Genomic DNA, 24,245 nt, shown 5'->3' on the forward strand with positions numbered 1-24,245 from the left:
TCCTTTTTAACCTTCAATTACTTTTACATAGTAGTTGCGTGTCCGCGGTCCATCGAATTCACAGAAATAGATGCCTTGCCAGGTGCCAAGAATCGGCTCTCCCTCCTCGATGATCACCATTTGCGAGCTTCCAACAGTACTCGCCTTCAAATGGGAGGCTGAATTCCCTTCTGCATGCTTATATTTTGCATGTTCCCATGGATAGACTTCATCCAATCTCATCAGCATATCGTGCTTCACATCTGGATCGGCGTTTTCATTGATCGTGATGCCTGCGGTCGTATGAGCGCAATAGATATAAGCCACGCCATTCACAATCCCGCTTTTTTTGATCAGTTCTTTTACAGTGGACGTCACATCAAGCATTTCATCCCGACTATGTGTTTCTATGGATTGTTTGTAGAGCATCGCTACCTCCTCATGCTTTTCGTTATCTTTTTCCATTTTGCCTTCTCTTCAAGCTTTGCTTTCTGATCATTTTTCCGCTCAAGATAAGCAAGCTCTCGTTGCAATTTTTTATAGGATGCATATCTTTCTTCCGGCAGTTCACCGGAATCGATCGCTGTTTTCACCGCGCATCCCGGCTCATTTTCATGCTGGCAATCCCTGAACTTACAAGTCTCAGCAAGTGCCTCGACATCCCGGAAGCTTTCGGATAACCCATCATTCGTATTCCACAATTGAAGCTCTCTCATACCCGGCGTATCGATCAATAATCCTCCCTGAGGCATGAGGAACAGCTCTCTGTGCGTTGTCGTATGCATCCCTTTATCGTCGCCTTCACGGATCTCCTTCACCTTCTGGATTTCTTCTCCATACAAACGGTTCACCAGTGTCGATTTCCCGGCACCTGATGAGCCGAGCAATGCAACCGTTTTTCCTTCTGTCAGATATGGTGTGATTTCATCAATCCCATCACCGGTTTCTGAACTGATGATATGGACGGATAACCCGAAAGCGACGGTTTCTACTTCATTTACCCGTTCCTGAACATTTTCACACAGGTCTGCTTTACTGAGCACAATCACCGGATTTGCTCCACTTTCCCACGCCATCAACAGGTAACGCTCAATCCGCCGTACATTGAAATCCTTATTCAGCGCATTCACTAAAAACACCGTATCGATGTTCGTGGCGATGATCTGTTCTTCTGTCGTAAGTCCAGCAATCTTCCGTGAGAATTTACTGGTCCTCGGCAGGATCGAGTGGATGGTAGCCGCGCGATCATTTGGGCGGATCTGACACATGACCCAATCTCCTACCGCAGGATAATCTTCACGTTGAGTCGCTTCAAAATTCATCTTTCCGGAAATGGAACCGCGGATTTCGCCGTGCTCTGTCAGCAACGTGTACATCCCCTTATGCTCCAATGCAACTCTTCCAGGTTCGTACCCTTTTTCAGTCCATTCCTTTGCTTGTTCCATACGTTCTTCATTAAAACCTAGTTGTTGTAAATTCAATTCAATTTCCTCCTATTTTTAAAACGAAAATTAAAACCATCGGAAATCTCCCGATGGTTTTCTTGAGAATATAAAAAACCATAGGCCGTGCACAGCCCATGGATTAATTAAAATAGAAAGAAATCGTTATTTAAATGAGAGTTCATAAAGTTGCCGAATCAGAAACTAGAAATTCGCCATTTATCATTAGGTGACTCTATTGAACATCCTCTATAGGCTGTGCATCATATACAATTAACGTGTTATTAACCATCTCAATGAATTTGTACATAATACAAAACCTCCTTCAAGTCCTTTAATCTGTTTCCATTATATGCTACCAATTTAAGAATGTAAATATTATTTACTGAATGCTTCAACAAATTGGATGATTGCTGGTCCTAATAACACAATGAACAGACTTGGAAAAATGAACAACACAAGCGGAAAAAGCATTTTGACCGGTGCTTTCATCGCTTCTTGTTCAGCACGCTGTTTTCGTTGATCGCGTACTTCTTCAGATTGGACGCGCAAGACATTGACCATCCCGATTCCGAGCTTTTCAGCCTGTAGAATACTGCTGATCAAGATGTTGATTTCATCTACGGTCAGCCGCTCCCTTACTCCACGCAGCGCTTCCCTCCGTGTTTTTCCTAAACGGATTTCTTCAAGACAGCGGTGGAATTCTGTCGATAAGACGCCTTCTTTTTTCGAAACGACCTTACTGAGTGCGCCATCAAATCCGAGTCCCGCTTCAAGACTGACAGTCAGAAGATCCAAGACATCCGGAAGCTCGCGTAAGGCAGATTGTGAACGAGCTTTCATTTTACTTTTCAAATAATAAGGAGGAAGGATGATTGCAATCAGCATCGCAAATGATACCGACAGAAGGATGCCTCCCAATTCAAATCCTGATAATGCGCCCCACCCTCCAGCTAAAAATGGGATGATCAAGATCAGACCGAGCTGGATGAGGCGATACTCAAACGTCGTCATGCCGAATGGATTTCCCGCTTGAAGCAATTTCACTTCTAGCTTGGCTTGTTTCTCCCCTTGCATCTTTTTCTTGAATCCTCTACGGAACTCTTTCCAAAGCGGACTCAGAAAGCGGACATGTAACGGTTTTGTTGTTGCATCATTTTCATCTTCCTCAGCTTCTGCTTTTTTACCGACAAAAGCATCCAATCTCCGTTTTACAGGTTCTTTTTTTTCGCTTCGATAAACGTAAATGGAATAAAGAAATAACGTAACCGCAGCGAAGAAACTGATATACATCATCTCTTTACACCTCAATCGTTGTTACTTTTCTAATTAATATGAATCCGATAATTCCAGAAATAAGACCGGCTCCCAATAGACCCATACCAATGATATGTGTGAACAATGTACCGATGTACTCTGGTTCGATCAGATAAAGAACCAATCCTAAAATGAGCGGGAGCAAGCCGATGACGATACCAGAAAGCTTTCCCTGAGCGGTAAGCGTACTGATCTGCCTCTGGATTTTCGTACGGTCCCGGATCGTCTGGACAATTTTATCAAGGACAGTCGCTAAATTACCTCCAACCTGCCTTTGGATCAAGATCGCCTGGATCATCAGTTCCAAATCTTCACTCGGCATCCGCTCATATAATTCATTCAATGCATCTTCAAGCGAACTGCCGTATTGCATTTCCTTCAACACAAAACCGATTTCACTGCTGATCGGGTCATCTGCTTCTTCGACAACGGTTTGGAGAGCTTGCGGAAAACTGAACCCTGCACGTAACGAGCCAACTACCGTTGAAATCATATCCGCTAGTCCATCATTGAACTTTTGAATCCGTTTCTTTTCCTTTTTCTTGACCCACATGATCGGCAGCATATAGCCACCTACAGCACCGATGATCAGCATCAGAATACTGCCCGATATCAGAAAAAGAAATCCAGCAGCTAAAGCGGTTGAAATCCACCGGAACAGGATGAACTCCTCCGGCTTCAATGGAACCCCGGCTCTACGCAGCATGCTTTCAAGCTTTTTGCTTTTCTTTTTCGAGACCTTCGAGCGTAGTCGCTGTTTCGATAACTGGAGCTCCAGAAATAGGTTGAACTTTTTCCGTTCAAGCTTTGATTTGTTATAACTCGACAAATAATAATTCATCCGCTTGATCATACGTTTGTCTGAAAGAAATGTCATATGAAAAATCGCATAAAAGAATAAAAAGGAAGTGAAGGATGCCAATACGATCAAATAATAATGCATCAGCCCCAGTCCTCCTCAGACACAAAGACACTTGGAGGAATATCCAATCCAGAGCGCTCCAACAGGTCATAAAATTTCGGTCGTACACCCGTCGGTACCAATCTGCCTTTGATTTTACCTTCTGCATCAATACCATCCTGCTGATATTCAAAAATGTCCTGCAAGACGATGACATCTCCTTCAAGGCCCTGGACTTCGGTGATCTTCGTGATTTTCCTCGTACCATCCTTCAATCGGGACTGTTGGATGATCAGATCGATCGCTCCTGAAATCTGTTCTCGGATCGCTTTTACAGGAAGTTCAACCCCAGCAAGCAATACCATCGTTTCAAGCCGTGAAATCATATCCCGCGGGCTGTTCGAGTGACCCGTCGCTAATGATCCGTCATGACCCGTGTTCATTGCCTGGAGCATATCGAGAGCCTCAGCCCCACGGACCTCCCCGATGACGATCCGATCAGGACGCATACGTAATGAATTCCGTACAAGGTCCCGGATCGCGATTTGCCCTTTTCCTTCTATATTAGGAGGACGCGATTCAAGTGAAATGACGTGTGGCTGCCCGAGCTGTAATTCCGCTGCATCCTCAATCGTGACGATCCGTTCATCATTAAAAATGAAGGAAGATAGGACATTAAGCGTCGTCGTCTTACCCGAGCCGGTTCCTCCAGAAACAAAAATATTGAGCCGCGCCTTAACGCACGCTTCAATAAATGTCGCCATTTCACGAGTCAACGTACCGAAAGAAATAAGGTCATCAATCTTGAACGGGTCTGCCGCAAATTTCCGGATCGTAAGCGTTGGTCCGTTCAACGCCAGCGGTGGAATGATCGCGTTCACACGCGACCCGTCTGGTAAACGTGCGTCTACCATCGGAGAACTTTCATCAATCCGCCGTCCGAGCGGCGAAACGATCTTTTCAATGATGTTCATCACGTGTTCATCATCCCGAAAACGGATGCCCGTCAGCATCAGCTTTCCTTTCCGTTCGATGTAGACCATTCCCGGCCCGTTGACCATGACTTCAGTCACCTCAGGATCCATGAGTAATGGGTTGATCGGACCGAAGCCAGTCAGATCATGGGTGAGTTCTTCAACAACCTTCTTCCGATCGATCGCTCCCCGGAATTGCTCATCCTCTTTGATGATCTCAACGGCCATCGCATCCAAATTTGGAATGATCGTTTCGACATCATCGTTGCTGTTCATTTCTTCTAATATTTTTTTATGTAATCGATTTTTCAGTTCTTGATGCTTATTGAACTTCTGCTGCTCTTTTTCTTGTACTTTATCATCCTTCACTTGTTTCTTTTGCGGGCGGAAGCTGGAGACAATGTCCGGTTTTGGGCTGGTGGGTTCGATCTGAACTTCTACTTGCTCACCATTATTGATCTTTTCCTGGTTCTTCGCTTTGACCTTTTGAAGTAGACTCACGCTTTACCCTCCTTACTTCGTTTAGACCTTTGAAAGAATTTAGAGAGGAATGAAGGCTCAGCAGATTCATAGACTTTGATCTCTCGTCTTGATGTAAGCTGCTCTGCCATCTTCATGACTGCCTTCGCAAGCTCGGTTTTTCCCTGGTTTACGACAAAAGGGATCCCGATATTCAACGATTGGGAGGCAATTTGAAAATCATTCGGAATATATTGAAGCTCCGACTCTTCTAAAATATCAGGGACATCAGAGGAATTGATGACACTTTCCATCGTTGAGCGATTGACCACCGTCGTCACTTTATCTTTCAAATCAATCGCATCAAGCGTCTCCAGCATCAGTTTCGTATTTTTCAAGGTCGTCATTTCCAGATTGGTGAGCATCAAGATTTGATCCGCTTTTTCAAGCAATGGCAGCGTCTGATCCTGTAATCCGACTCCAGTATCGACGACGACATAATCGAACTGCGAAAGCATGAGATCGAGAATCTTACTGATATTCTCCTTCGTCACAAGCTCTGAGTACTCCGGCCGGTCTGGAGCAGAAAGGACACGGACCCCGCTTTCATGTCTGCTGAAATAGCTTTCGAGTGTCACTTCGTCAAGATCATTGATATCCTCGATCACATCCTTCATCGTAAAAGCAGATTGCAAGTCCATGGCAAGCCCGACATCCCCAAACATATAGTCGCCATCCAACACCCCGACTTTTATGTTCTTTTTACATAAGGCAACGGCCAAGTTGACCGTCATGATTGTACGGCCAACTCCACCTTTCGCGCTGCATACAGCGATCATCTCTCCGCGCTTTCGTTTTTGTGTTTCAGTTCGTTCTTTTTGTTCAACGGTGTTAGTTGTCATCCGAAGCAGCCTCCTCATCAGCCTTGACCCTGCTTCTAAGTGCGATATGTAATGGTCCTGATTCTGTTGCGTTTGCTAGTTTCACAGCTTCATTCGGCATTACTTCAAGCGTAACAGAAGTATATTCGACGAACTCTTCGCCTTCAGTCGTTTCAACCATACGTCTTCCAACTGCCAGGACTGTCACATTCTCGACTACAATCTTTGAAACGAGTTTGTCTTTTTCTTTAACTGTGTTAATGACATCCACTTGGTCTTCAGGCTCAAGCAAATTCGATACAGATTGAGGCAAATTCACCCCGACTGAAACAGCTCTGAAACCATCACGGATCTTACGCGAAACAAACAGCTCTTCCTCTTTTGAGGTTTTTAGATGATTCGTCAACAACGCTTCGCCCTGCGCAATATCGGCTGTAGAAAACTGTCCTACTGCTGTATCCAGGTTTGTGATTGTATTCGTGTGGATTCCTTCCTCGGGCATGAGCCTCGTTTCCAGCATATCTTTCGTAATCGAGACATTCCGCTTGATCTCTTGAGCCGCCACGACAACTTTAATTTTATTTTTATTTGCGACCGTCTGTGCATCGTATTGCTTCATATAGTTGAAAAAAAGCACAGTCGTGATGATCCCCATGATGATCGCTAATGTTAAAACTAATTTTGACCTCACTATGTTCACCTACTCTGTTAGTCTGATTGCATAAGCTCCGAAATCTTCAATCGTGTTATCGATAAAACCCGTGTCTGTTTGACTGACGAATATCCCGGTAATTTCATCACTGTGTTTATCAATCGGTTCTGTAATATAAAAATGTGCGAATCCAACTATTTTGATGGATTTCAATTGATTTTGATCATCATCTTCAGGTTCATAAATCGGGATCAACAGAATCCTGTCACAATCGCGCGGATTCGCTCCCGCCCTCATCTCCTCTTCTGTTACCGTACATTGGTTGACAAGATCGTTTATTATACTTCTTGTGGCAGCAATATTTCCTGTTTGCGTCTCAATAATATCACCAAATTTAACGGGCTCTTGATAGCCATTACGTAGGTTTTCCTTATATGTATCTGCCCCTGGTCCTCCCAATCCAAGAATCCCGAAAAAGCCCGTATCATTATCATGAGGTCCAACCTTCAAGGTATATTCCTGGTACGGTTGAGGATTGACAGACCTATCAATCCCAAGAGGCGCAACGCCGACGGCTTCCCCTATCGGTCCGATTTCAGCTGCAGCATGGACTTTTACTGGGACAGACTCTTTTCCGAATAGGGAAGAAAAATAAAGGGGAACCTCTTTTATTAGATCGACACCAACCTTATCTTCCAGCTCGATTTTCATGTCCTCAAGACTATCCAGTTCGGCATGCTTTGTAAGGACCTTGTTGACTACGTTGCGAACCTCAGACTCATTGACCGTTAATTCCTGTGCTCCTGATAGAGCAGCTGCATTCGCCACCTTTTGAAGATGACTCTTCGTCATGAATAAAGATCCGCCGTCAATAACAAGTCCCATGATCGCGATCAAGGCTAACATGGCAAGTCCGGTTAGAACGATTGTACTGCCAGCTTCTTCTCTAAGTACTTTCAATTTTTTCTTCATGATAACTTGCCTCCTCACTCCACTCTGATGGTTGAATCCGTTTTCACTAAGACTGGTGAAGGCAGTATTTTAGACATTAAAGGTGTAAGATAATCGACCGGATACTCTAGAGTCACGGTCATATAGTCACCTGAATCCCTTGTCGAGTCATTGGGTGAAATGTTGACCTGCAGATCTGAAGAGTCCCCGACATGAATGTAATCACGAGCGAAATCGATGATCGCTGCATCATCGCGCCCTAATCCACCCAGGCGGACACTCTCCTGTGTCGCCAATTGAAGATGCATATATGTATACATGATCCTGCCGAAATCAAAGATCCCCATCAAAATAAGTAACAGCAATGGTAAAACGAGCGCCATTTCCACCATGGACTGTCCTTTTTCATTTTTGATCATGAAAACCACGCCTTCCCGACAAAACTAAGAATCGCTCCCCCAGCAATCGCCACTCCGTATGGATAGGTCGCTTTCATTGAATCCTTTGTTAAAGCTAAAGGGACTTTTAAGCCATTTTTCTTGGCATATAGCCAATGAAAGTAATATTTCAACCGCTTGAACGCTCCACCACTGAAAATGATGATTCCAAGCGCCAGCAAACCTCCAAGCAACGCCATATAGATCGAGGTATTTAAAACGAATGCTGGTCCCTTCAATGCTCCGATTAGCGCAAGCAGCTTTACATCACCAGGTCCCATCCCTCCCATGAAATAAGGAATCAATAAGATGCCGAACCCTAAAAGGAAACCTAGAAGAGAGGTGACCAGACCCGACCAACCATTAACAATAAGATGCAAGATGAAAGAAAGGATAAGTGCAGGAAAAATCACCTTATTGTAAATGAGTCGTTTGCGAATATCGGTAATGACACAGATGATCAGGATTATGAGTAGTACTATATCGAAAATCATTCGATTCCCTCATTTCTTTTAAAAAAGGTTGGCTCAAAAAGAGGAGCCAACCTCGTTGTTAATTTATTAGTTTGTAGGAGTAGATTCTTCAGTAGGACGACTATCAATTGCATCAACTGCTTCATTGAATAACTCCTCAATTTCACCTCTGAAAGTAATTAAAATACCTACAACCGCTACTGCAATAACTCCCAATACCAATCCATACTCAGTCATACCTTGTCCTTGTTCTTCTGTGATCAATGCTTTTAATTTTTCCATTATGATACTCGCTCCTTTAGATTTTTTATTTGGACGGTTTGTCCAGGTTCGATTTTCGTCTTGTGGATGGTTCCTGCTGGTATCTCGATGACAGACGTAGTCCCTTTGTGAAGTTTTCCAAACTCCCCGGGACGGACGTAGCTTTCAGCTGCAATGATTTCATATTCATCATTGAGATAAAGCACGTCGATTTCGTATTTCATAAAATACGTATGGATCGATCGACAGGGTTGTATGTGGACGGCATAACCTTCGGGAAATGATGAGGTAAACATAAGTCCTTTTAATCTTTTGAAAAATGAATATGCGGGAATGACTTTCTCCGCGATGACGATCCCGTTTGACTGGTTAATGAGTTCCACGGTTCCACCTCCTTCTTCAACAAAAAATACCCTGCCTTTACCGAAAGCAGGGTCATGCACAAAACAAAAACACCCCTTGGATCTTTCGGTAACTGGCTGGCTTAGTGCACGTGCACCTTAGCCCCTGTAGTTTTGCGCCCCTGGCTTTCACCAGTTTTGCCTTTATCGAGATTCATCGATGTTTGTCGTTGAATCCGATATTTTGTAACTTCATCATACGAAATGGAAAATTTTAATACATCAGTCAATATTATTAAATTTTTCTGAACATTTAGTGGATACTTGTTACTAAAATGGAAAAATCAGCATTACTATAGTTTGTCGTAATATGTTATATATTGGTAATAAAATCCCGTTAACTAGGTCATTGGATTCATTTCTAAACCTTTTACTTAAAAGTTTTTAAAACAGAACGATATATGTTCTAATAAAGGTTGAAAAAGCACCCCCATATACTTTGTACCTAAACCTTTTTCCTGGTACGAAAGATTCTTTTCTTGTTTTCACCTTAAAAGGTTCATAGATATTCAGAATCAGAAACGACCATACATTCAGGACCAATCGCTCTGTTTTTACACAAGTAAAAAACTCCCCTATTGAAAGGAGAGTTCGTTTTTGTTTTAACTTGTGATTATGGAATATCCAACGCCTCTTTGGCTTCCTCGATTTCCGTTCCGTTTTTCAACATCAGCATCATCAACGATTCATCATAGTAGTAGCCATTGATTTTAAGCGAGCGTCTTTCCAGGCCATATTCTTCAAATCCTAACTTTTCATACGACCGGATGGCTGATCTGTTTTCCGACACCACCGTCAGAAGGATCTGTTCCAAATCCTCTATTTTCTTTGCTTCTTCTACCAAATACTGCAAAAGCTTGAACCCGATACCATTCCTTTGGAAGTGCTTTGCGACATACACTCCTACGATATCACCTTTGTGTTTCGTTTTGTTGCGTTCTCGTTGCAAAAACGTTCCGATTCCGATGAGTTCCCTGTCATAATAAGCTCCGGCTGTAAAATGTGTATCAGGATTCTGTGCTCTTAATCGGTTTGCCACTTGTTCAGCTTTTCGTTCAATTTCTTCTTCATAAGAAGATGCAAAGGCTTCAGGAAACTTTTTCAGTCCTTCCAATCTCAGCTTAAAATAATCCTCCGCATCCTCTGGTGTCAGTTTTCGAATCTCGATCATGACTGTCCCCCTCTATTCGTTGATTTTCACCGCTGTTCCATACGCTACGATTTCTGAAGCATTCGCCATCACAGAAGACGTTTGCAGACGACAGGCAACAATCGCATTTGCACCTTTTGCTTTTGCATCCTCGACCATCCTTGAAATCGCGATCTTACGGGCTTGCTCCATCATTTCGTTGTATTCTCGGATTTCGCCCCCGATGATCGTCTTCAGTCCTGCGAGAATATCTTTTCCAACATGCTTAGCCTGAATGGTACTCCCTTTTACAAACCCTTTCAACTCGATGACTTCTTTACCAGGAACAGTATCAGTAGTCACTATGAACAGTGCTAACATGGCAATTCCGTAAATGAAGAACAACAAGATCGAGACCCAGAAGTTGAAAAACAAGAAAACAACTGCTGCTCCCTGGAAGACGACCGTCAAAAGCAATATGAGAGATTTATATCTGGACATTTTTCACCTCATCAAAGACAAGCATTTGTGAATTCGTTGTTTCACCATTTCAGGTAAAGGTCGATCGGATGCCCTCTTCAGTAAGTAAGGATTCTTGACGCCATTTTCTTTCCAATAAGATTCAATAAGATCAGCTTTTTTCCCTTTTTTCGGAATCAAGTGATAAAGAACAAACCAATCTTCCAGGGAAGTATATGGAATGTTTTCGTCATGATAGGCAATCGATTGTTGGTCAAATATCAATTCATAAACGCCTGAGTCATGTAACACTGCAAAACCTGCCATGAAATCGATCGATACACCCTCAATTAGATAGGTATTAAAATGTTTCGTTTTATATGGCGGTTTCGTCTCGCTTGGCAACTTTTCAGCAATACGATCAAGTACGTCCTTCGCTTTTTCTGAATCTTCACCTGCAATCACAAGATCCACGTCACTAGGACGGATATCGAGCCCATGTTCATACAGAACATGTGACCCGCCGATCCCCCATAGGACTTCTTTTTTATTTAATTCCTGTGAAACCCTTTCTATGACATCCTTTTGCATTTACAATCCCCCTAACTTATTTTTACTTGCTTTTTAAACCTGCTTTACAATCCAGTGCTAAACTGACTCCGAATATAACACAGGAGGTTACACACATATGCACTGGTCTAAAAAGGTTTTATTTTTCATAGCAGCTCTTTCATTAATCATACCGGTGACAGCGAATGCTGTTGAAGGACCTTTAGATACAACTGGTCAACAGGACGGCGGGATCGGGAATACGACGAATTTTTTAGATGAAGCACCGAACATCGCGGTCGATCCGAAAGTCAATGACATCATCTATCCACTCTTTGCAACACCCGCTATCAAAAAGAAGGGGCAGACCCTCACAGTAAAAATCGACAGCCATGGGAAAAAAGCTGGAAGCTGGAGTATTAAGCTTAAACCGACAAATCATTCTGCATTTACAGAAACATACGATCTACCTGTCAAGAAGGTTTCATCTGGAGACTCACATTGGAAAGATAGTTCTACCATTTATGATGTAACGGTTCAAATCCCTGAAAACATACCTGAGGAACTGTACGACTTAGAAATCGAATACACTTCTAACGGACAACGTAAAACGGATGAACAGCCCCATTCCGTGAAAGTGGTCGACGAATATAAAAAGGATTTCACCTTCTTACACCTGACGGATACCCACATCGGTTCACCTCGTAACCTAGGTGACCATGATGATCCATCATCCATAGATCCAGGCCGTGTGAAGGAAGCTGGCATGTGGGATCCAGATCCTGAAAAACGGTGGCTTTACCTGCAAAAAGCGATCAAGGAAGTCAACATGAAAAACCCTGACTTTGTTGTCGTAACAGGGGATCTGATGTACGGTCAAATGAATCCGCAAGAGTACATCTACGAATATGAAGAAACGTATAAGATGCTGCAAAAATTGGATGTCCCTGTCTATCTTGTTCCAGGTAATCATGATTACTATGCGCAAGACGCGACGCTTGCTGATGGGGCGGAATACTGGGAACAATATTTTGGTCCGCAATACTTCTCATTTGATTATGGCCCTTACGCTCATTTCATCGGATACAACTCGTTCGATTGGCATAAATTCGACCGAAGCGGCCATGGAACTGTGTCCGTTCCCACGTGGGGCGGTCAAATCCGACAAAAGCAGCTTGATTGGGTAAAAGAAGACTTGAAGAAAAATGAAGATACAGCACAGGCCGGTCAAGTCAAAGGTTTATTCTCCCATCATAATCCGCTCTGGCGTGACCGTGACATTTGGCCAAAAGATGATCAAGAAGTTCAGGAATACTGGAAGCAGTATGATGCCCAACACAATCCTCAAAATCTTGAAACCTTAGCGCTCGGAGAAAAGCTCGGCATCAAATATGATCAGCAATGGCATGGTGAAAATGCTCATGAACTGATTGACGTCATGAAACAATACAATGTCGATATCAGCCTGCACGGCCACACGCATATTGACGATGTAACCGAAAAAGATGGCATCCTTTACACGACTACAACTGCTATTGAACTGTCCGGAAAGCCATGGGTCGGATTCCGTCCATTCCAGATGAAGGATGGAAAGATCACTGACTATAACTACGAAGAACCAGGCCACTCGGTACCTGTTTATCAAAACGGGGATACAACTGCTGGAATCATGTCCCTGGAATCCAGCTATGCAAATCAGAACGACGGCACCGCTTCAGAACAGCAAGTCACCGTCACGAACCGATTGAAAAAAGATATGACAATCACTGTTCCCATTTATGTAGTAAAAGGTGACTATACTGTTTCTATAGGTGAAGTGAAACAAAATGTCGCTTCTGGTAATAAACAATATATCGAAGTTGAATTGACAGTCCCAGCGAACAGTACGAAAGAAATTGATATTAATTAAAAGCTGTTTTCTTAACAATATTTCCATTGTAATGGCGTGGAAATATACTCGCTTTTCCCGCAGGAGTCTCGTATATTTCCACTGCTTGTTTTTCATCGCTAACCTTAATCTTTTTTAAAAGAACTTATATAACTCTCCCCCTCTTTGCTCTCGGATGAGCCATTTCCTCCGGGAGCTTTTCTTTTGTCGATAATCATCAAAAGTTTTCTGTTGACAATCAGATTCGAATGATTTAAGTTTTGTATATGGGAAACATTTTTATAATCAGGCATATATTATGACTGTCACTAAAAGTCATTTTTATTTTTTACGAAAAAGTTGCACGCGCACAACTTTTATTTACAAGGTGAATGTTGTTAGTTACGCACACAAGCATCAGAGCATATAAAAAATGAAAGAACCAAAAAAATGTTAACAGGAAGGAGTGTAACAGAATGTCAAATGCTTTAACCGTCAATAATTTGAACGTGTCTTATCTCGGGAACGTCGCTTTGACAGACGTGTCGTTTCAATTAGATGAAGGAGCTCTTGTCGGGGTCATCGGTCCTAACGGAGCTGGAAAATCGACGTTGATCAAAGCGATGATGGGGCTGATTCCATCCGAAACGGGCAAAGTCGAAGTTCTTGGAAACCCAGTGAAAAAAGTGAGGAAGAAAATCGCATACGTACCACAACGGAATGATATCGATTGGGATTTTCCGATCCACGTCCTCGATGCTGTCACGATCGGAACGTATCCGCATCTCGGTCTATTCAAACGCCCGAAGAAGAAAGAACGTGAGTGGGCTTACAAATGTTTAGAACGTGTCGGCATGCAGGATTACAGTAAACGGCAGATCGGAGAGCTATCAGGAGGACAGCAGCAGCGTGTCTTTTTAGCAAGAGCACTCGCCCAGCAGGCAGACATTCTCTTTTTAGATGAACCATTTGTCGGTGTTGATGTTTCAAGCGAAAACACGATCATTCAAATTTTAAAAGAATTGCAGAAAGAAGGAAAAACAACGCTGGTCGTCCACCATGACCTCAGTAAAGCGAATGTGTATTTCGATGAATTGATCTTATTGAATAAAGAGCTGATCGCTAAAGGTGATGTGACTGACGTATTAGAAGCGAACACGATTTCCAAGGCGTATGGCAATCCGCTCGCATTCATGAATAACGATATGGGAGTGAATCAGGCATGAACTTCTTTGAAGCCATCATCCACTACGAATTTTTGCAAAAAGCATTGATCACTTCGGTTATGGTAGGAATCATTTGCGGTGTCATCGGATGTTTCATCATCTTAAGAGGAATGGCTTTGATGGGAGATGCGATTTCCCACGCAGTCCTGCCAGGGGTCGCAATCTCTTACATGCTCGGTATCAACTTCTTCTTCGGAGCAGTATTCACTGGCGTATTGACTGCCATTGGAATCGGATTTGTCAGCCAGAACAGCCGTCTGAAGAACGATACGGCCATCGGAATCCTGTTCACCTTTGCGTTTGCGGCCGGGATCATTTTAATTACTTTTATGAAAAGCAGTACAGACTTGTATCACATACTATTCGGTAACGTACTTGCTGTCCGGCCATCAGACATGTGGGTCACATTGGTCATCGGGATCCTTGTCATCGCAGGCGTTTATTTCTTTTACAAGGAGCTGCTTGTCACTTCCTTCGACGCGACGATGGCTTCAGCTTATGGTCTATCGACGAAATTGATCCATTACCTATTGATGACGATGCTCACGATGGTGACGGTCGCTTCCTTGCAAACAGTGGGAATCGTTCTTGTCGTAGCAATGCTGATCACACCGGCTGCCACCGCATACCTTTTGACTGATCGTTTATGGGTCATGATCTATCTTTCAGCAGGATTCGGTGTCCTCGCTTCTGTTATCGGATTGTATTACAGCTTTATCTATAATCTTCCATCTGGTGCGACAATCGTACTCGTATCAACAACAATGTTCATAGCTGTGTTCTTGTTGTCACCAAGGCACGGCTTCATCCGAAAAGTCATCAAATCAAGAAAAAGAGCTTCATTAGCGAACTAGAGAGGGGAACATGAAAAAATGCTCAAGAAAACGTATTTTCTATTTGTAGGGGTGTTGATGGCGCTGTTACTTGCAGCTTGCAGCACCAATATTGAGGAACCACCTGATAATGAGAAGCTTCAAGTTGTGACGACCTACTCCATCCTTCAGGATATGGTCAAAAATGTGGGCGGAGATAAGGTTCAAGTCCATAGTATGGTTAAAATCGGAGCCAACCCGCATGAATACGACCCCCTTCCAGAAGACGTCAGTAAAACAGCCGATGCAGATGCTGTCTTCTACAATGGTTTAAACCTGGAAGCCGGAAATTCATGGTTTGAAAAATTACTCGGCACAACTGGAAAAGATGGTGAAGATGCCCCAGTATTCAAACTAAGCGAGGGTGTCGAACCGAAATACTTAACGACGAAAGGTAAAGAGGGGGAAGAAGACCCTCATGCTTGGCTTGATATTTCCAACGGGATCAAGTATGTCGAAAATGTGAGAGACGGTCTTATCAAGGTCGACCCGGAAAATAAAGAAACCTACGAAAAGAATGCAGAAGAATATATAAGCAAACTGGAGAAACTTCACGAAGAAGCGAAGACCAGTTTCAGTGAGATTCCGAAAGAAGAACGCTATCTGATCACAAGTGAAGGTGCTTTCAAATACTTCAGTGCTGCCTATGATATTGAAGCGGGTTACATTTGGGAGATCAACGCTGAAAATCAGGGCTCACCGGATCAAATCCGTCAGGTAGTCGACCTGATCAAAGAAAAGGATGTCAAAGTGCTCTTCCTTGAAACGAGTATCGACGCTCGCAGCATGGAAACTGTGTCTCGTGAAACAGGTGTACCGATCGGAGGTAAGGTTTTCACCGACTCCCTCGGGAAACCTGGTGAAGACGGTGACACTTACATCGATATGATGAAATGGAACATCGATACCATCAGAGAACAACTGAACAAACATTAATTTTGAAGGGATGGCTCGTCGTGAGCCATCCCGTTTCAATCTTTCAAATATCCACTTTCTACCGCGTCTTCAATGACCGCCTGGGCATATTCCCACAGGGTTTCTGACCCTTCCGCGATCGTTTCATTACGCTTCATGACCTGTTCTCTTTTGATGTTGTGCTTTTTCCAGGCAAGCCCTTCAGTTGCGAAGTTGAGGAGCATTGGGTGCAAACGATCCAACGCCGCTGCAAACCTTGCTTCAGGTGTTTCCCTGTCCTCAAATTCCCGCCAGAGTGTATAGACCATATCACCTTGATCGTCTGGTAAAATCGAGAAGATCCGCTCTGCAGCCTGCTCTTCCCTTTCGTCCTTATCTTCATACCCTTTTTCATCATACGCGAAGGTGTCCCCCGCATCGATTTCTACCAGGTCGTGAATGAGAAGCATCTTGATGACATGCAGGATATCGATCCCCTTTTCATTTGCATACTCATCGAGAATAAGCGCCATCATAGCTAAATGCCATGAATGCTCTGCATCGTTCTCCTGACGCACTTCTCCTGTGATATGGGTTTGCCTCAATACATTTTTCAGCTTATCAATTTCAATCAAAAATCCCATCTGTTGCTGTAAACGAGTGATATCCAAAACGTTCTCCCCCTCTGTCTCTCATTTTCTCCTCTAAATTATACACAAAGATGCTTGCAATGAGAAAAGACATCGAGGTATTGATTGCGATCATTCGCGTCAAACTCGGTATTTTTATAACGGAGAATCCCTTCTTTATCTACCAAAAATACGGATCGTTTTGCAGTCTGGTTTTCCTCGTTCAAGACGCCATAATCCCTTGCCGTTTTCTTGAACCAATCCGATAAAAGCGGATAAGGCAATGTTCCAAGACTTGCAGCAAATACATTGTGCGCGTAAATGTGGTCGATTGAAGTCCGGAGCAGCTTGTCCTACTTCCAATGGTGCTTCCATTCGATAAAACCTCCTTCATTTGCAACGTTCACCTTTAAAGTATCCCTTTATTTCAAAGCTCTAAACATTGGTATTTCGATTCGCTAAGACATTCGGCCCTCTCCAAAAGTGCTAAAAATGATGGGCGACTCGTATACATTACTGTTAGGAAAATTTTGTGAGAAAGGTGGAATCATATGAGTATTAAATTGATCAAAATTTCAGCAGTCTACTTCGCGCTTGGTGTGCTGATCGGAATGTACATGTCGATGGAGCATGCGTTCAGCTTAACGCCTGTACATGCACACATCAACTTGCTAGGATGGACGGCACTTACACTGGCGGGTATCATCTATCATCTTTTTCCTAAAGCTGCCGAAACACGGCTCGCTAAAATCCATTTTTGGGGTCACAACATTGGACTTCCGGTCATGATGGTTGGCCTTACCCTTTTCGTTTATGGACACGAGCAATTCGAAAATGTAATCGCAGTAGGTGCTACCATCACCGTCATCAGCATCCTGCTGTTCGTAATCAACATCTTGAAAAATGTAAAAGCAGAAGGTTGAGGAAATTTCCTCTGAGTGTAGTGGCACTTTTGGCCGCATCCAATTTTTTGATGAAAGAGGTGCCCGGTTTGGAGCACCTCTTTTTATTTCGATTCAAACTGTTGAAAGACGGTGTCATGAGAAACTTTATAAAGTTCCTTGCCCGCAATCTTATTAATGATCTTCTGATTTCGGAACACGGACAAGCCAAGGTTGGTCGCCCCTGCACCATGGGAATGCTCTAAATTTGTCAATGTAAAAATATGATTCGGACGATCAGCGTTGAACTGTAAGTGATAATCGAAGGTCACCTTATAGCGTTTTTCATCCTCCCACTCGATTTCATCACTGAATTTTTCAAACCACTCAGGAATATGCGGCTTGTAACCTGTCGCGAGGACAACTTTTTCAGACAGGTGTGTAAACGATTCATCCTTTTGCCATTGATGACAGGATAGCTGATAACCCGGACCTTCGTTTGCAGGCTCGATTTTCGTCACTTCTGTCAATGGCTGGATCGTGACCTTCTTCGCGTTCTCGTCAACTGATCGATGATAAAGAAGATCATAAATTTGCTTCAGTGTTTCAGGATCGATTCCTTTGCGTAGCTGACCGAGTGTTGAAAGGGCATCCTTCCGATCCTCAAAAGATAACTGGTGGAAGTAAGCGATATAGTCAGGGGAAAAGACCTCCTGCCCAAGCTTTGCCGACTCCAGCTGCATGAACCCTGCCGATCTCGTGTACCAGGTCAGTTCATAGCCCTTTTTATCCTGATCAAGTAATAATTCGTAAAATACTTCTGCAGCACTTTGCCCCGAACCGATGACAGTAACTGATCCTGAATCCTTCGCCTCATCCTCGTAAAAACGGTATTGGCTGGAATGGAAAACATCTTCAGATGAGCATCCTTCTGTATCCATCGGCACCATCGGAACACTTCCCGTGCCCATGACGATATGACGGGCATGGAACTTCTCGATCGCCTGAGTTTCGGTATCATTGACATGAACTTCATAAAGCTGCTCGTCCTTTATGTACTCGACTCCAACGACTCTCTTTTCAAATAAACAACTTTCCAGTTTTGATGCAACCCAGGCTGCGTAATCACTATATTCACGTCTCGGGATATCAAATCGGTTAAAAAAGTAGAATTTAAAAAGCCGGTCCTTTTCATGAAGATAATTCAAAAACGTATATGGGCTTTTCGGATCTGCCAGCGTAACCAGGTCTGCGAGGAATGGAACCTGAAGATCAGAACCCTCTAGCAACATTCCAGGATGCCACTCGAACTTCGATGTTTGATCAAAAAACAGAGCGTCCAGCTCATCAATTGGATCGATTAAAGCGGCCAACCCCAAGTTGAATGGTCCAATCCCGATCCCAATCATGTCGTAAACGTTTTTATTATTCATCTCGCCACGTCCTTTGCTTTGACTACTACGATAACTGTTGTTTAAAGAAAACTGAAGAAAGTATTTTCATACTTTCTTTAAGTGGAACAAACGTTTGATTGATGTTTAAAAAATGTAAGTGGTTTCGAGTTTAAACAAACGTTTGATTGAATCCAAAATCCTTGTTGGAAAGCGGAAATATCGGTATAATCAAACATTTGATTGAGGAATAAAATATTTGTCGAACTGGTCTCCCTCTTCAAACAAACGATTGATTGACAGATCGCAAATCTTGTCGATGCTAGTGTTAGTGTGTTTAACAGGAAAAATTCAAATCTCTTTCTATATTTTCACTTAATGAACTTCTCTTAAACTAAAGAAAACTTGGCAAAGCCAAGCATTTGGCACAGGCTGAGCCTTAGTTGCGCTGATATTGAAGAAAGTATATACACTTTCTTTAAATGAAAAAAAGATCGACATTACCAGGGTGCCGATCAAACCATTTTATTCTTCAGTTGTTTCTTCCGATTCTGCATCAGTTGCTTCATCATCTTCTGCTTCCGTATCTTCAGGTGTATATCCTTCATTGTAGGCTTTTACAATCTCGTCAACAATCTCGACGTTCACGTGTCCACCATTTAGACTTGGCACAACTACCGAAAATGCAATTTCAGGGTTATCGTATGGGGCATAACCGATGAATGTTAGGTTGTAGGCACCAGGTCCGACTATTCTCTGTGCAGTTCCCGTCTTACCGGCTATCATCGTATCATTTAATTCACGAGCTGTTCCTCTTGAACCATGCGTTACCATGTAAAATCCTTCCTTCACACGGTTGATCTCTTCTTTAGTGTTGTCTATAGTGTTAATGACTTTCGTTTCAAACTTGGATACAAGGGGGCCAAGTTCATTTGTTCCCATTGAATAGCGAACTTCTTTCAATAAATGTGGCTGAATTCGGTATCCCCCATTTGCAATCGTTGATGCATACTGCGCCATCTGGATAGGTGTATACGTATCGTACTGCCCAATCGTATAGTCAAATAATTTACCTGCTTCCGTGGCTTCTATATTTCCTTCATAACCAAGTGCTTCTTCCGGTAAGTCAATACCTGTCTTTACGCCCATACCCACTGAACTATAAACGTCTCGTAATTTATAAATGGTCTCGTAATATTTAGGACGTTTGTTAACATTTGCAAAATAATGTCCACCTTGATCCGATATGCCGAATCCCGCATATCGTCCGATTCCAACGCCCATGTAAACGTTAGACGACTGTTCTAACGCATGTATATCGTTAACAACACCGATGTTATTGCCTCCATAAGAACTGAAAGGCTTCCTTCCCTGCATATGAACAGATTTATCATTAATGACAGGTGCCCCTCCCATTTGGTGCATTGCGAGTACAGTTGCTCCTTTGACCGTAGATCCCATTTCAAAAGCTTTTTGCAGTGTGGCATAGGAGTCATCCATAAACTTTCCGTTCTCATATTCTCTGCCTACCATAGCGAGGACTTCTCCAGTGTTCGGATCCATCATGACAACATAAGCACTGTTTACTGGACCATCGCCTCTGCCGCGTGCTAGTGCTATTTTTTCTTCTAAAATTTTTCCTATTTTGTTTTGCAGATTCATATCAACCGACAAAACGAGGTCGTGCCCACGGGTTCCTGTTGAAATTTCAGGGGCTCCGATTGGCTTTCCGTCTTTTGTCGTTGTGAATGTATAGGTCTTATCTTTCCCCTTTAATAGGCCTTCATATTGCGTTTCAAGGTAACTTGTGCCAACTAGATTGTTCCTTGCGTATCCTTTTAGCAGATAATGATCGACTCGGTCAGCTGGAATAGACTTGATACTGCCAAAGAAAAACTCTTCACCTTGAGGATAAGCACGTGTTGCCGTAGAGGCAATGCCGAAGCGTCCTTCAAGTTCTCCAAGATGCTCGCCGATTACGGCCATTTCCTTCTCAGTCAAACCTGTTTTAACAAATGTGACATCCAGGTTGGTCGCCCGGTCCAATTCCCGTTTGACGGCGAGGATTTGTTCTTGCTCTTCATCCTTTTTTAGAGGTTTAAGGTCCTCTTCCGTGATCCGATCGAGGACCAATTTATATTTCTCACTATCCTCAATCTCTTTTGAATTCAATTCTTCTTCTGTGAGCTTCATTTCATATGCTTTGAATGCTCCTGCTGGTGTTTTTCCTTGTTTAAGAACCCAATAGTCCTGCCAGTCTCGTTTGGTTATTTTTTTGGTCGGCATCTTAATCAACGAAGCAATTTTCTCAGCATATCTTAAATGCTCTTCTGCTGATGTGCCCTGTATGCGTATATATGTCAATGCGAACGACGGGATATTTGTGACTACTAGCTCTCCGTGCCGATCAAACATTTTCCCTCTCTCTGTCTGCACAGAGGCTTCTATATTCGTCGTCATTTCCGATTGCGTCTTAAAGTATTCCCCGTTCACAATTTGGACGAACCCTAACCTGATGATCAATATGGTAAATAAAATAAACACAACCATAAAAAGTAGGTTGAGCCTTGCTGGGAGGAATTTTTTCTTCTTCTTTTTATTTTCGTTATCCACCCCATCACTCCCCTTTTAGTACGATATTCTACTACTATTATAGACGCTAACGCATGGTAAATGTTGCATTTTTGTATTATTTTTTACAAACACATGTCAAAAAACGAAAAAGAATACTTTAGTCCTAGACAAAAAAACTGCCTCTTTTCAGGGACAGTTTCAACGTTCAGTATTCAAGCATTTCCTGCTTCTCCTCAACTTGAGGTTTGATGATTTGAGCTTTTTCATCCCAAACGAAAACGACTCCAGATCTTGGTAAAACCCAGCGGTCAATCTCCACTTTTATGATATCATTCGGCAGCTTGCTGATAGCTTCTGCATCATCAAAGAACGGGATCGCAACGACATCAACCTTTTCATGGATGTGGGTGAACAGAATATCTACCGAATAGGTCGGTTCCGAAATGATGGCGATGAATTTTTTCTGAGATTTCAGCTGAGGCATCTGGAAGAGGATTTTAAACTTATGCTCCGTATTCTCTTCCACTTTAATCAAATCAGGCAGATGGAAATGCAGATAAAAACCTTCAATTTCCTGATTATTCCGGACTGTGTACGGAATCTCTTCATCATTAAATTCAAACCGAAAGTTCAGCACCTCTTCTACAAAACGGCGCATTTCTTCGTCACTGAAGCTTTGCAACAGCTCGATATGCTCATCGTTCACCCAAAGATTTTCACGAAAAAAGAAGTTTTCTCTGTTGTAAAGGGCATCGAGAGTACTTTCCTTGTATGAAAAACCGACAGAAATGCTGTTATTTTCAATGTTGTAGGAGCTTAGGTTTTTAAAAAAAGAAAGCTCTTGCTTCACCCAGTAATAGGCGTCGTCATCGATATCGAACCACTCGCTTTGTAATGGCACGTGTTCCGTGTAGGATATGTAATATTTGAAGTTGCGGCGGAAATTGTACCGATTGTTCAAGTATGGTGCCATCAGTGTACTGTAAAGCATATTGCCTTCCGTTTTTCCTAAAAGAGAAGCCGTCGTCTTCTGGATGAATTCACGTTTTGTATCATCAGAAAAACGGTCAATCAACTCTTCCTTTACGATAAGCGCCTCTGTTATACGGTCAGATACTTCACGGTTGTGGTAAGACTTCGTGAAGTTATCATAGAGAATATTGAACAGGACGAGCGGAATCATGACCCCGATCAACGAGTTGATGATTGAAATGTAGAGACCGTTCCAGGTGAAAGTTCCTGTGAAGATAGTAAGGAAAATTGCGATGATCAGCAATAGAAACATCGCCACAAAAAACAAAATACTGATATTCTTAAACGATTTCTTATACTCATGCTTGTCGTACATATGTATATTTGCCCCCTGCTTATGAACTACTATTATTTTACATCTATATGCAGGAAAGTGATAGACTAGGAGGCAAAATAACTTAAAGTAAGACTTATGATATTTTTCGAGCTCAATGCTGGGCCGGATGAGGTACGGATTGGGACAATGTCGCTGGTTTTATCTCTTGTGCTGTCCCAATAAAGCCCGTTTTGGTCAGGAGCCCTGCTTTTTTCCTCTTGTGCTGTCCCAATAAAGCTCGTTATGAGACAGGAGTGCCACCTTTTTCCCTTGTGCTGTCTCAATCCCCTTTTGATGTCCCAATAAAGCCCGGATTCAGACAGGACACTATAAGATAAGAAAGACCTATCGCATGTGCTGCGATAGGTCACTTTATCAAACTTCGAGATGTACGAGTCCGTATTTGGCTGCTGGTTCTCCGCTTCGTTTTGCCCACCATTGGTTGCCGTAGTCGAAGTGCCACCATTCAGCAGTATAGTTTGTGAATCCTGAAGAGGTCATCACATGGATCAATAACTTGCGATTTTTAAGAAAAATTTCCTCTTCCTCACTCAGTTTTTCACCATCTGCTTTCTTTTCATCATAATAATGTGTCCAGGCTTGTTCGTTGAAATCATCAAACGCTGTCCCCATAGGAAGCGGATCACCATTTCCGTCAACAATCGTCACATCTACTGCGCCGCCAGTGATATGTGGTGCTGGTGCCGCTTCACTTTCTGAAGGATAGGATACAAATTGTCGGGTCCCTTCACGGAGCCTTTCCTCCGACCATTCCGGGTGTTCCTGCGAAAGCTTCATCAGATAAGAATCATAGAGTTGCTTTTGCACGGCGAACGGTCTCCACCCATCCCAAATCATCAGTTTATGACCATTTGGCAGATTTCTAGCCGCATCCACCAGTTTGATCGCTACCTCACGCCGGACATAACAGTCGTTCAATGCACCTGGAAGACCAATTTCGTGATATTGCGGTACAACAACCAGCAGCTCAGAATCTACATTCTTCAAAGAGATGAGCTCTTCCTTGTTTTCTCTGATCGGCACCTGTTTCCAATCCTCCAGCGGCTGAACATGTGGTACGGGATAGTCGTTTCGATTCATTGAGAAAAGCCTCCATTCTTAAGGACTACTTACTTATGTAAATCATGCTGTCAATTTTTTAAAGTTTAGTAAAGTATTCGTTTCAGATGTAAGTTTTTGTTGGTCTATCATTCTTCTGCCCTAGTCATACAAAATCAAAACCTGGACATGCCACCCAAGCAAAAATCAGGACAAAAATCACGATATTACTAATTTCG

At 42.9% G+C, this 24,245-nt stretch carries 26 protein-coding genes and 1 riboswitch; of the genes, 5 read left to right on the forward strand and 21 right to left on the reverse strand.

Features of this window, described 5'->3' with window-relative positions:
* Positions 1 to 6: 6 nt before the first annotated feature.
* From ACTWQL_RS07915 to ACTWQL_RS07985, 15 genes are all read right to left on the reverse strand, one after another.
* Positions 7 to 444 carry a secondary thiamine-phosphate synthase enzyme YjbQ gene (locus ACTWQL_RS07915; protein ID WP_443141908.1) on the reverse strand — a complete coding sequence of 146 codons (438 nt, stop codon included), beginning with the start codon at positions 442 to 444 and terminating at the stop codon, positions 7 to 9.
* The gene (gene rsgA / locus ACTWQL_RS07920) at positions 411 to 1,460 is read right to left on the reverse strand and encodes a ribosome small subunit-dependent GTPase A (protein ID WP_443141909.1); all 1,050 of its coding nucleotides are present in this window, start codon (positions 1,458 to 1,460) and stop codon (positions 411 to 413) included. The genes ACTWQL_RS07915 and rsgA overlap by 34 nt, the downstream gene beginning before the upstream one ends.
* 339 nt (positions 1,461 to 1,799) lie before the next feature.
* Positions 1,800 to 2,717, reverse strand: coding sequence for a type II secretion system F family protein (locus ACTWQL_RS07925; protein WP_443141910.1), 918 nt, complete (start codon positions 2,715 to 2,717; stop codon positions 1,800 to 1,802).
* 4 nt (positions 2,718 to 2,721) lie between these two features.
* Positions 2,722 to 3,681 (reverse strand): type II secretion system F family protein, encoded by a 960-nt coding sequence (locus ACTWQL_RS07930; RefSeq protein WP_443141911.1) that lies wholly within the window; start codon positions 3,679 to 3,681, stop codon positions 2,722 to 2,724.
* Positions 3,681 to 5,114: a CpaF family protein gene (locus ACTWQL_RS07935; RefSeq protein WP_443141912.1), complete on the reverse strand. Its 1,434-nt coding sequence runs from the start codon at positions 5,112 to 5,114 to the stop codon at positions 3,681 to 3,683. Before ACTWQL_RS07935 ends, ACTWQL_RS07930 begins: the two co-directional genes overlap by 1 nt.
* Positions 5,111 to 5,974, reverse strand: a complete 864-nt coding sequence (locus tag ACTWQL_RS07940; RefSeq protein WP_443141913.1) for an AAA family ATPase — start codon at positions 5,972 to 5,974, stop codon at positions 5,111 to 5,113. The genes ACTWQL_RS07935 and ACTWQL_RS07940 overlap by 4 nt, the downstream gene beginning before the upstream one ends.
* Positions 5,964 to 6,644: a Flp pilus assembly protein CpaB gene (gene cpaB, locus ACTWQL_RS07945; RefSeq protein ID WP_443141914.1), complete on the reverse strand. Its 681-nt coding sequence runs from the start codon at positions 6,642 to 6,644 to the stop codon at positions 5,964 to 5,966. The genes ACTWQL_RS07940 and cpaB overlap by 11 nt, the downstream gene beginning before the upstream one ends.
* Before the next feature lie 9 nt (positions 6,645 to 6,653).
* On the reverse strand, positions 6,654 to 7,577 hold the full coding sequence (locus tag ACTWQL_RS07950) for a pilus assembly protein TadG-related protein (protein ID WP_443141915.1): 924 nt from the start codon (positions 7,575 to 7,577) through the stop codon (positions 6,654 to 6,656).
* A 14-nt stretch (positions 7,578 to 7,591) separates the two neighbouring features.
* On the reverse strand, positions 7,592 to 7,975 hold the full coding sequence (locus ACTWQL_RS07955) for a TadE/TadG family type IV pilus assembly protein (protein WP_443141916.1): 384 nt from the start codon (positions 7,973 to 7,975) through the stop codon (positions 7,592 to 7,594).
* Positions 7,972 to 8,487, reverse strand: coding sequence for an A24 family peptidase (locus tag ACTWQL_RS07960; protein WP_443141917.1), 516 nt, complete (start codon positions 8,485 to 8,487; stop codon positions 7,972 to 7,974). Before ACTWQL_RS07960 ends, ACTWQL_RS07955 begins: the two co-directional genes overlap by 4 nt.
* A 66-nt stretch (positions 8,488 to 8,553) precedes the next feature.
* A complete protein-coding gene (locus tag ACTWQL_RS07965) occupies positions 8,554 to 8,748 on the reverse strand; it encodes a Flp family type IVb pilin (protein WP_443141918.1) in 195 nt (64 codons plus the stop codon).
* Entirely contained in the window at positions 8,748 to 9,110 is a 363-nt protein-coding gene (locus ACTWQL_RS07970; RefSeq protein WP_443141919.1) for a DUF192 domain-containing protein, read from the reverse strand. Before ACTWQL_RS07970 ends, ACTWQL_RS07965 begins: the two co-directional genes overlap by 1 nt.
* 84 nt (positions 9,111 to 9,194) lie before the next feature.
* Positions 9,195 to 9,281: riboswitch (cyclic di-GMP riboswitch) on the reverse strand.
* A gap of 460 nt (positions 9,282 to 9,741) precedes the next feature.
* Positions 9,742 to 10,299: a GNAT family N-acetyltransferase gene (locus ACTWQL_RS07975; protein WP_443141920.1), complete on the reverse strand. Its 558-nt coding sequence runs from the start codon at positions 10,297 to 10,299 to the stop codon at positions 9,742 to 9,744.
* Positions 10,300 to 10,311: 12 nt separating this feature from the next.
* The gene (locus ACTWQL_RS07980; RefSeq protein ID WP_443142171.1) at positions 10,312 to 10,629 is read right to left on the reverse strand and encodes a YbjQ family protein; all 318 of its coding nucleotides are present in this window, start codon (positions 10,627 to 10,629) and stop codon (positions 10,312 to 10,314) included.
* 132 nt (positions 10,630 to 10,761) lie between these two features.
* Positions 10,762 to 11,307 carry a hypothetical protein gene (locus tag ACTWQL_RS07985; protein WP_443141921.1) on the reverse strand — a complete coding sequence of 182 codons (546 nt, stop codon included), beginning with the start codon at positions 11,305 to 11,307 and terminating at the stop codon, positions 10,762 to 10,764.
* A gap of 97 nt (positions 11,308 to 11,404) precedes the next feature.
* Between ACTWQL_RS07985 and ACTWQL_RS07990 the strand changes: the two genes are divergently transcribed.
* The 4 genes from ACTWQL_RS07990 to ACTWQL_RS08005 all read left to right on the forward strand — a co-directional run bounded on the left by ACTWQL_RS07990 (position 11,405) and on the right by ACTWQL_RS08005 (position 16,166).
* Complete coding sequence (locus ACTWQL_RS07990; protein ID WP_443141922.1) at positions 11,405 to 13,174, forward strand: metallophosphoesterase family protein; 1,770 nt, start codon at positions 11,405 to 11,407, stop codon at positions 13,172 to 13,174.
* Between the two features lie 434 nt (positions 13,175 to 13,608).
* Positions 13,609 to 14,358, forward strand: coding sequence for a metal ABC transporter ATP-binding protein (locus ACTWQL_RS07995; protein WP_443141923.1), 750 nt, complete (start codon positions 13,609 to 13,611; stop codon positions 14,356 to 14,358).
* Positions 14,355 to 15,212, forward strand: a complete 858-nt coding sequence (locus ACTWQL_RS08000) for a metal ABC transporter permease (protein WP_443141924.1) — start codon at positions 14,355 to 14,357, stop codon at positions 15,210 to 15,212. Before ACTWQL_RS07995 ends, ACTWQL_RS08000 begins: the two co-directional genes overlap by 4 nt.
* Before the next feature lie 18 nt (positions 15,213 to 15,230).
* Positions 15,231 to 16,166, forward strand: a complete 936-nt coding sequence (locus ACTWQL_RS08005) for a metal ABC transporter substrate-binding protein (protein WP_443141925.1) — start codon at positions 15,231 to 15,233, stop codon at positions 16,164 to 16,166.
* A gap of 35 nt (positions 16,167 to 16,201) precedes the next feature.
* On the opposite strand, the gene ACTWQL_RS08010 is transcribed toward ACTWQL_RS08005, so the two are convergent.
* Positions 16,202 to 16,795, reverse strand: a complete 594-nt coding sequence (locus ACTWQL_RS08010) for an HD domain-containing protein (protein ID WP_443141926.1) — start codon at positions 16,793 to 16,795, stop codon at positions 16,202 to 16,204.
* A 38-nt stretch (positions 16,796 to 16,833) separates the two neighbouring features.
* On the reverse strand, positions 16,834 to 17,037 hold the full coding sequence (locus tag ACTWQL_RS08015; RefSeq protein ID WP_443141927.1) for a redoxin domain-containing protein: 204 nt from the start codon (positions 17,035 to 17,037) through the stop codon (positions 16,834 to 16,836).
* Positions 17,038 to 17,304: 267 nt separating this feature from the next.
* Here ACTWQL_RS08015 and ACTWQL_RS08020 point away from each other — a divergent pair, with 267 nt between their 5' ends.
* Positions 17,305 to 17,676: a cytochrome-c oxidase gene (locus ACTWQL_RS08020; RefSeq protein WP_443141928.1), complete on the forward strand. Its 372-nt coding sequence runs from the start codon at positions 17,305 to 17,307 to the stop codon at positions 17,674 to 17,676.
* An 83-nt stretch (positions 17,677 to 17,759) separates the two neighbouring features.
* Here the strand turns inward: ACTWQL_RS08020 and ACTWQL_RS08025 are convergent, their stop codons facing one another.
* From ACTWQL_RS08025 to ACTWQL_RS08040, 4 genes are all read right to left on the reverse strand, one after another.
* The gene (locus ACTWQL_RS08025) at positions 17,760 to 19,067 is read right to left on the reverse strand and encodes a lysine N(6)-hydroxylase/L-ornithine N(5)-oxygenase family protein (RefSeq protein ID WP_443141929.1); all 1,308 of its coding nucleotides are present in this window, start codon (positions 19,065 to 19,067) and stop codon (positions 17,760 to 17,762) included.
* A 483-nt stretch (positions 19,068 to 19,550) separates the two neighbouring features.
* Positions 19,551 to 21,638 carry a peptidoglycan D,D-transpeptidase FtsI family protein gene (locus tag ACTWQL_RS08030; protein WP_443141930.1) on the reverse strand — a complete coding sequence of 696 codons (2,088 nt, stop codon included), beginning with the start codon at positions 21,636 to 21,638 and terminating at the stop codon, positions 19,551 to 19,553.
* Positions 21,639 to 21,804: 166 nt separating this feature from the next.
* On the reverse strand, positions 21,805 to 22,947 hold the full coding sequence (locus tag ACTWQL_RS08035; RefSeq protein WP_443141931.1) for an SLC41A family transporter: 1,143 nt from the start codon (positions 22,945 to 22,947) through the stop codon (positions 21,805 to 21,807).
* A gap of 375 nt (positions 22,948 to 23,322) precedes the next feature.
* Positions 23,323 to 24,048: a M15 family metallopeptidase gene (locus tag ACTWQL_RS08040; protein WP_443141932.1), complete on the reverse strand. Its 726-nt coding sequence runs from the start codon at positions 24,046 to 24,048 to the stop codon at positions 23,323 to 23,325.
* Between the last annotated feature and the right edge of the window lie 197 nt (positions 24,049 to 24,245).

This window comes from Pseudalkalibacillus sp. R45, from assembly GCF_052246725.1.
In the GTDB taxonomy this organism is placed as follows: Bacteria; Bacillota; Bacilli; order Bacillales; family Fictibacillaceae; genus Pseudalkalibacillus.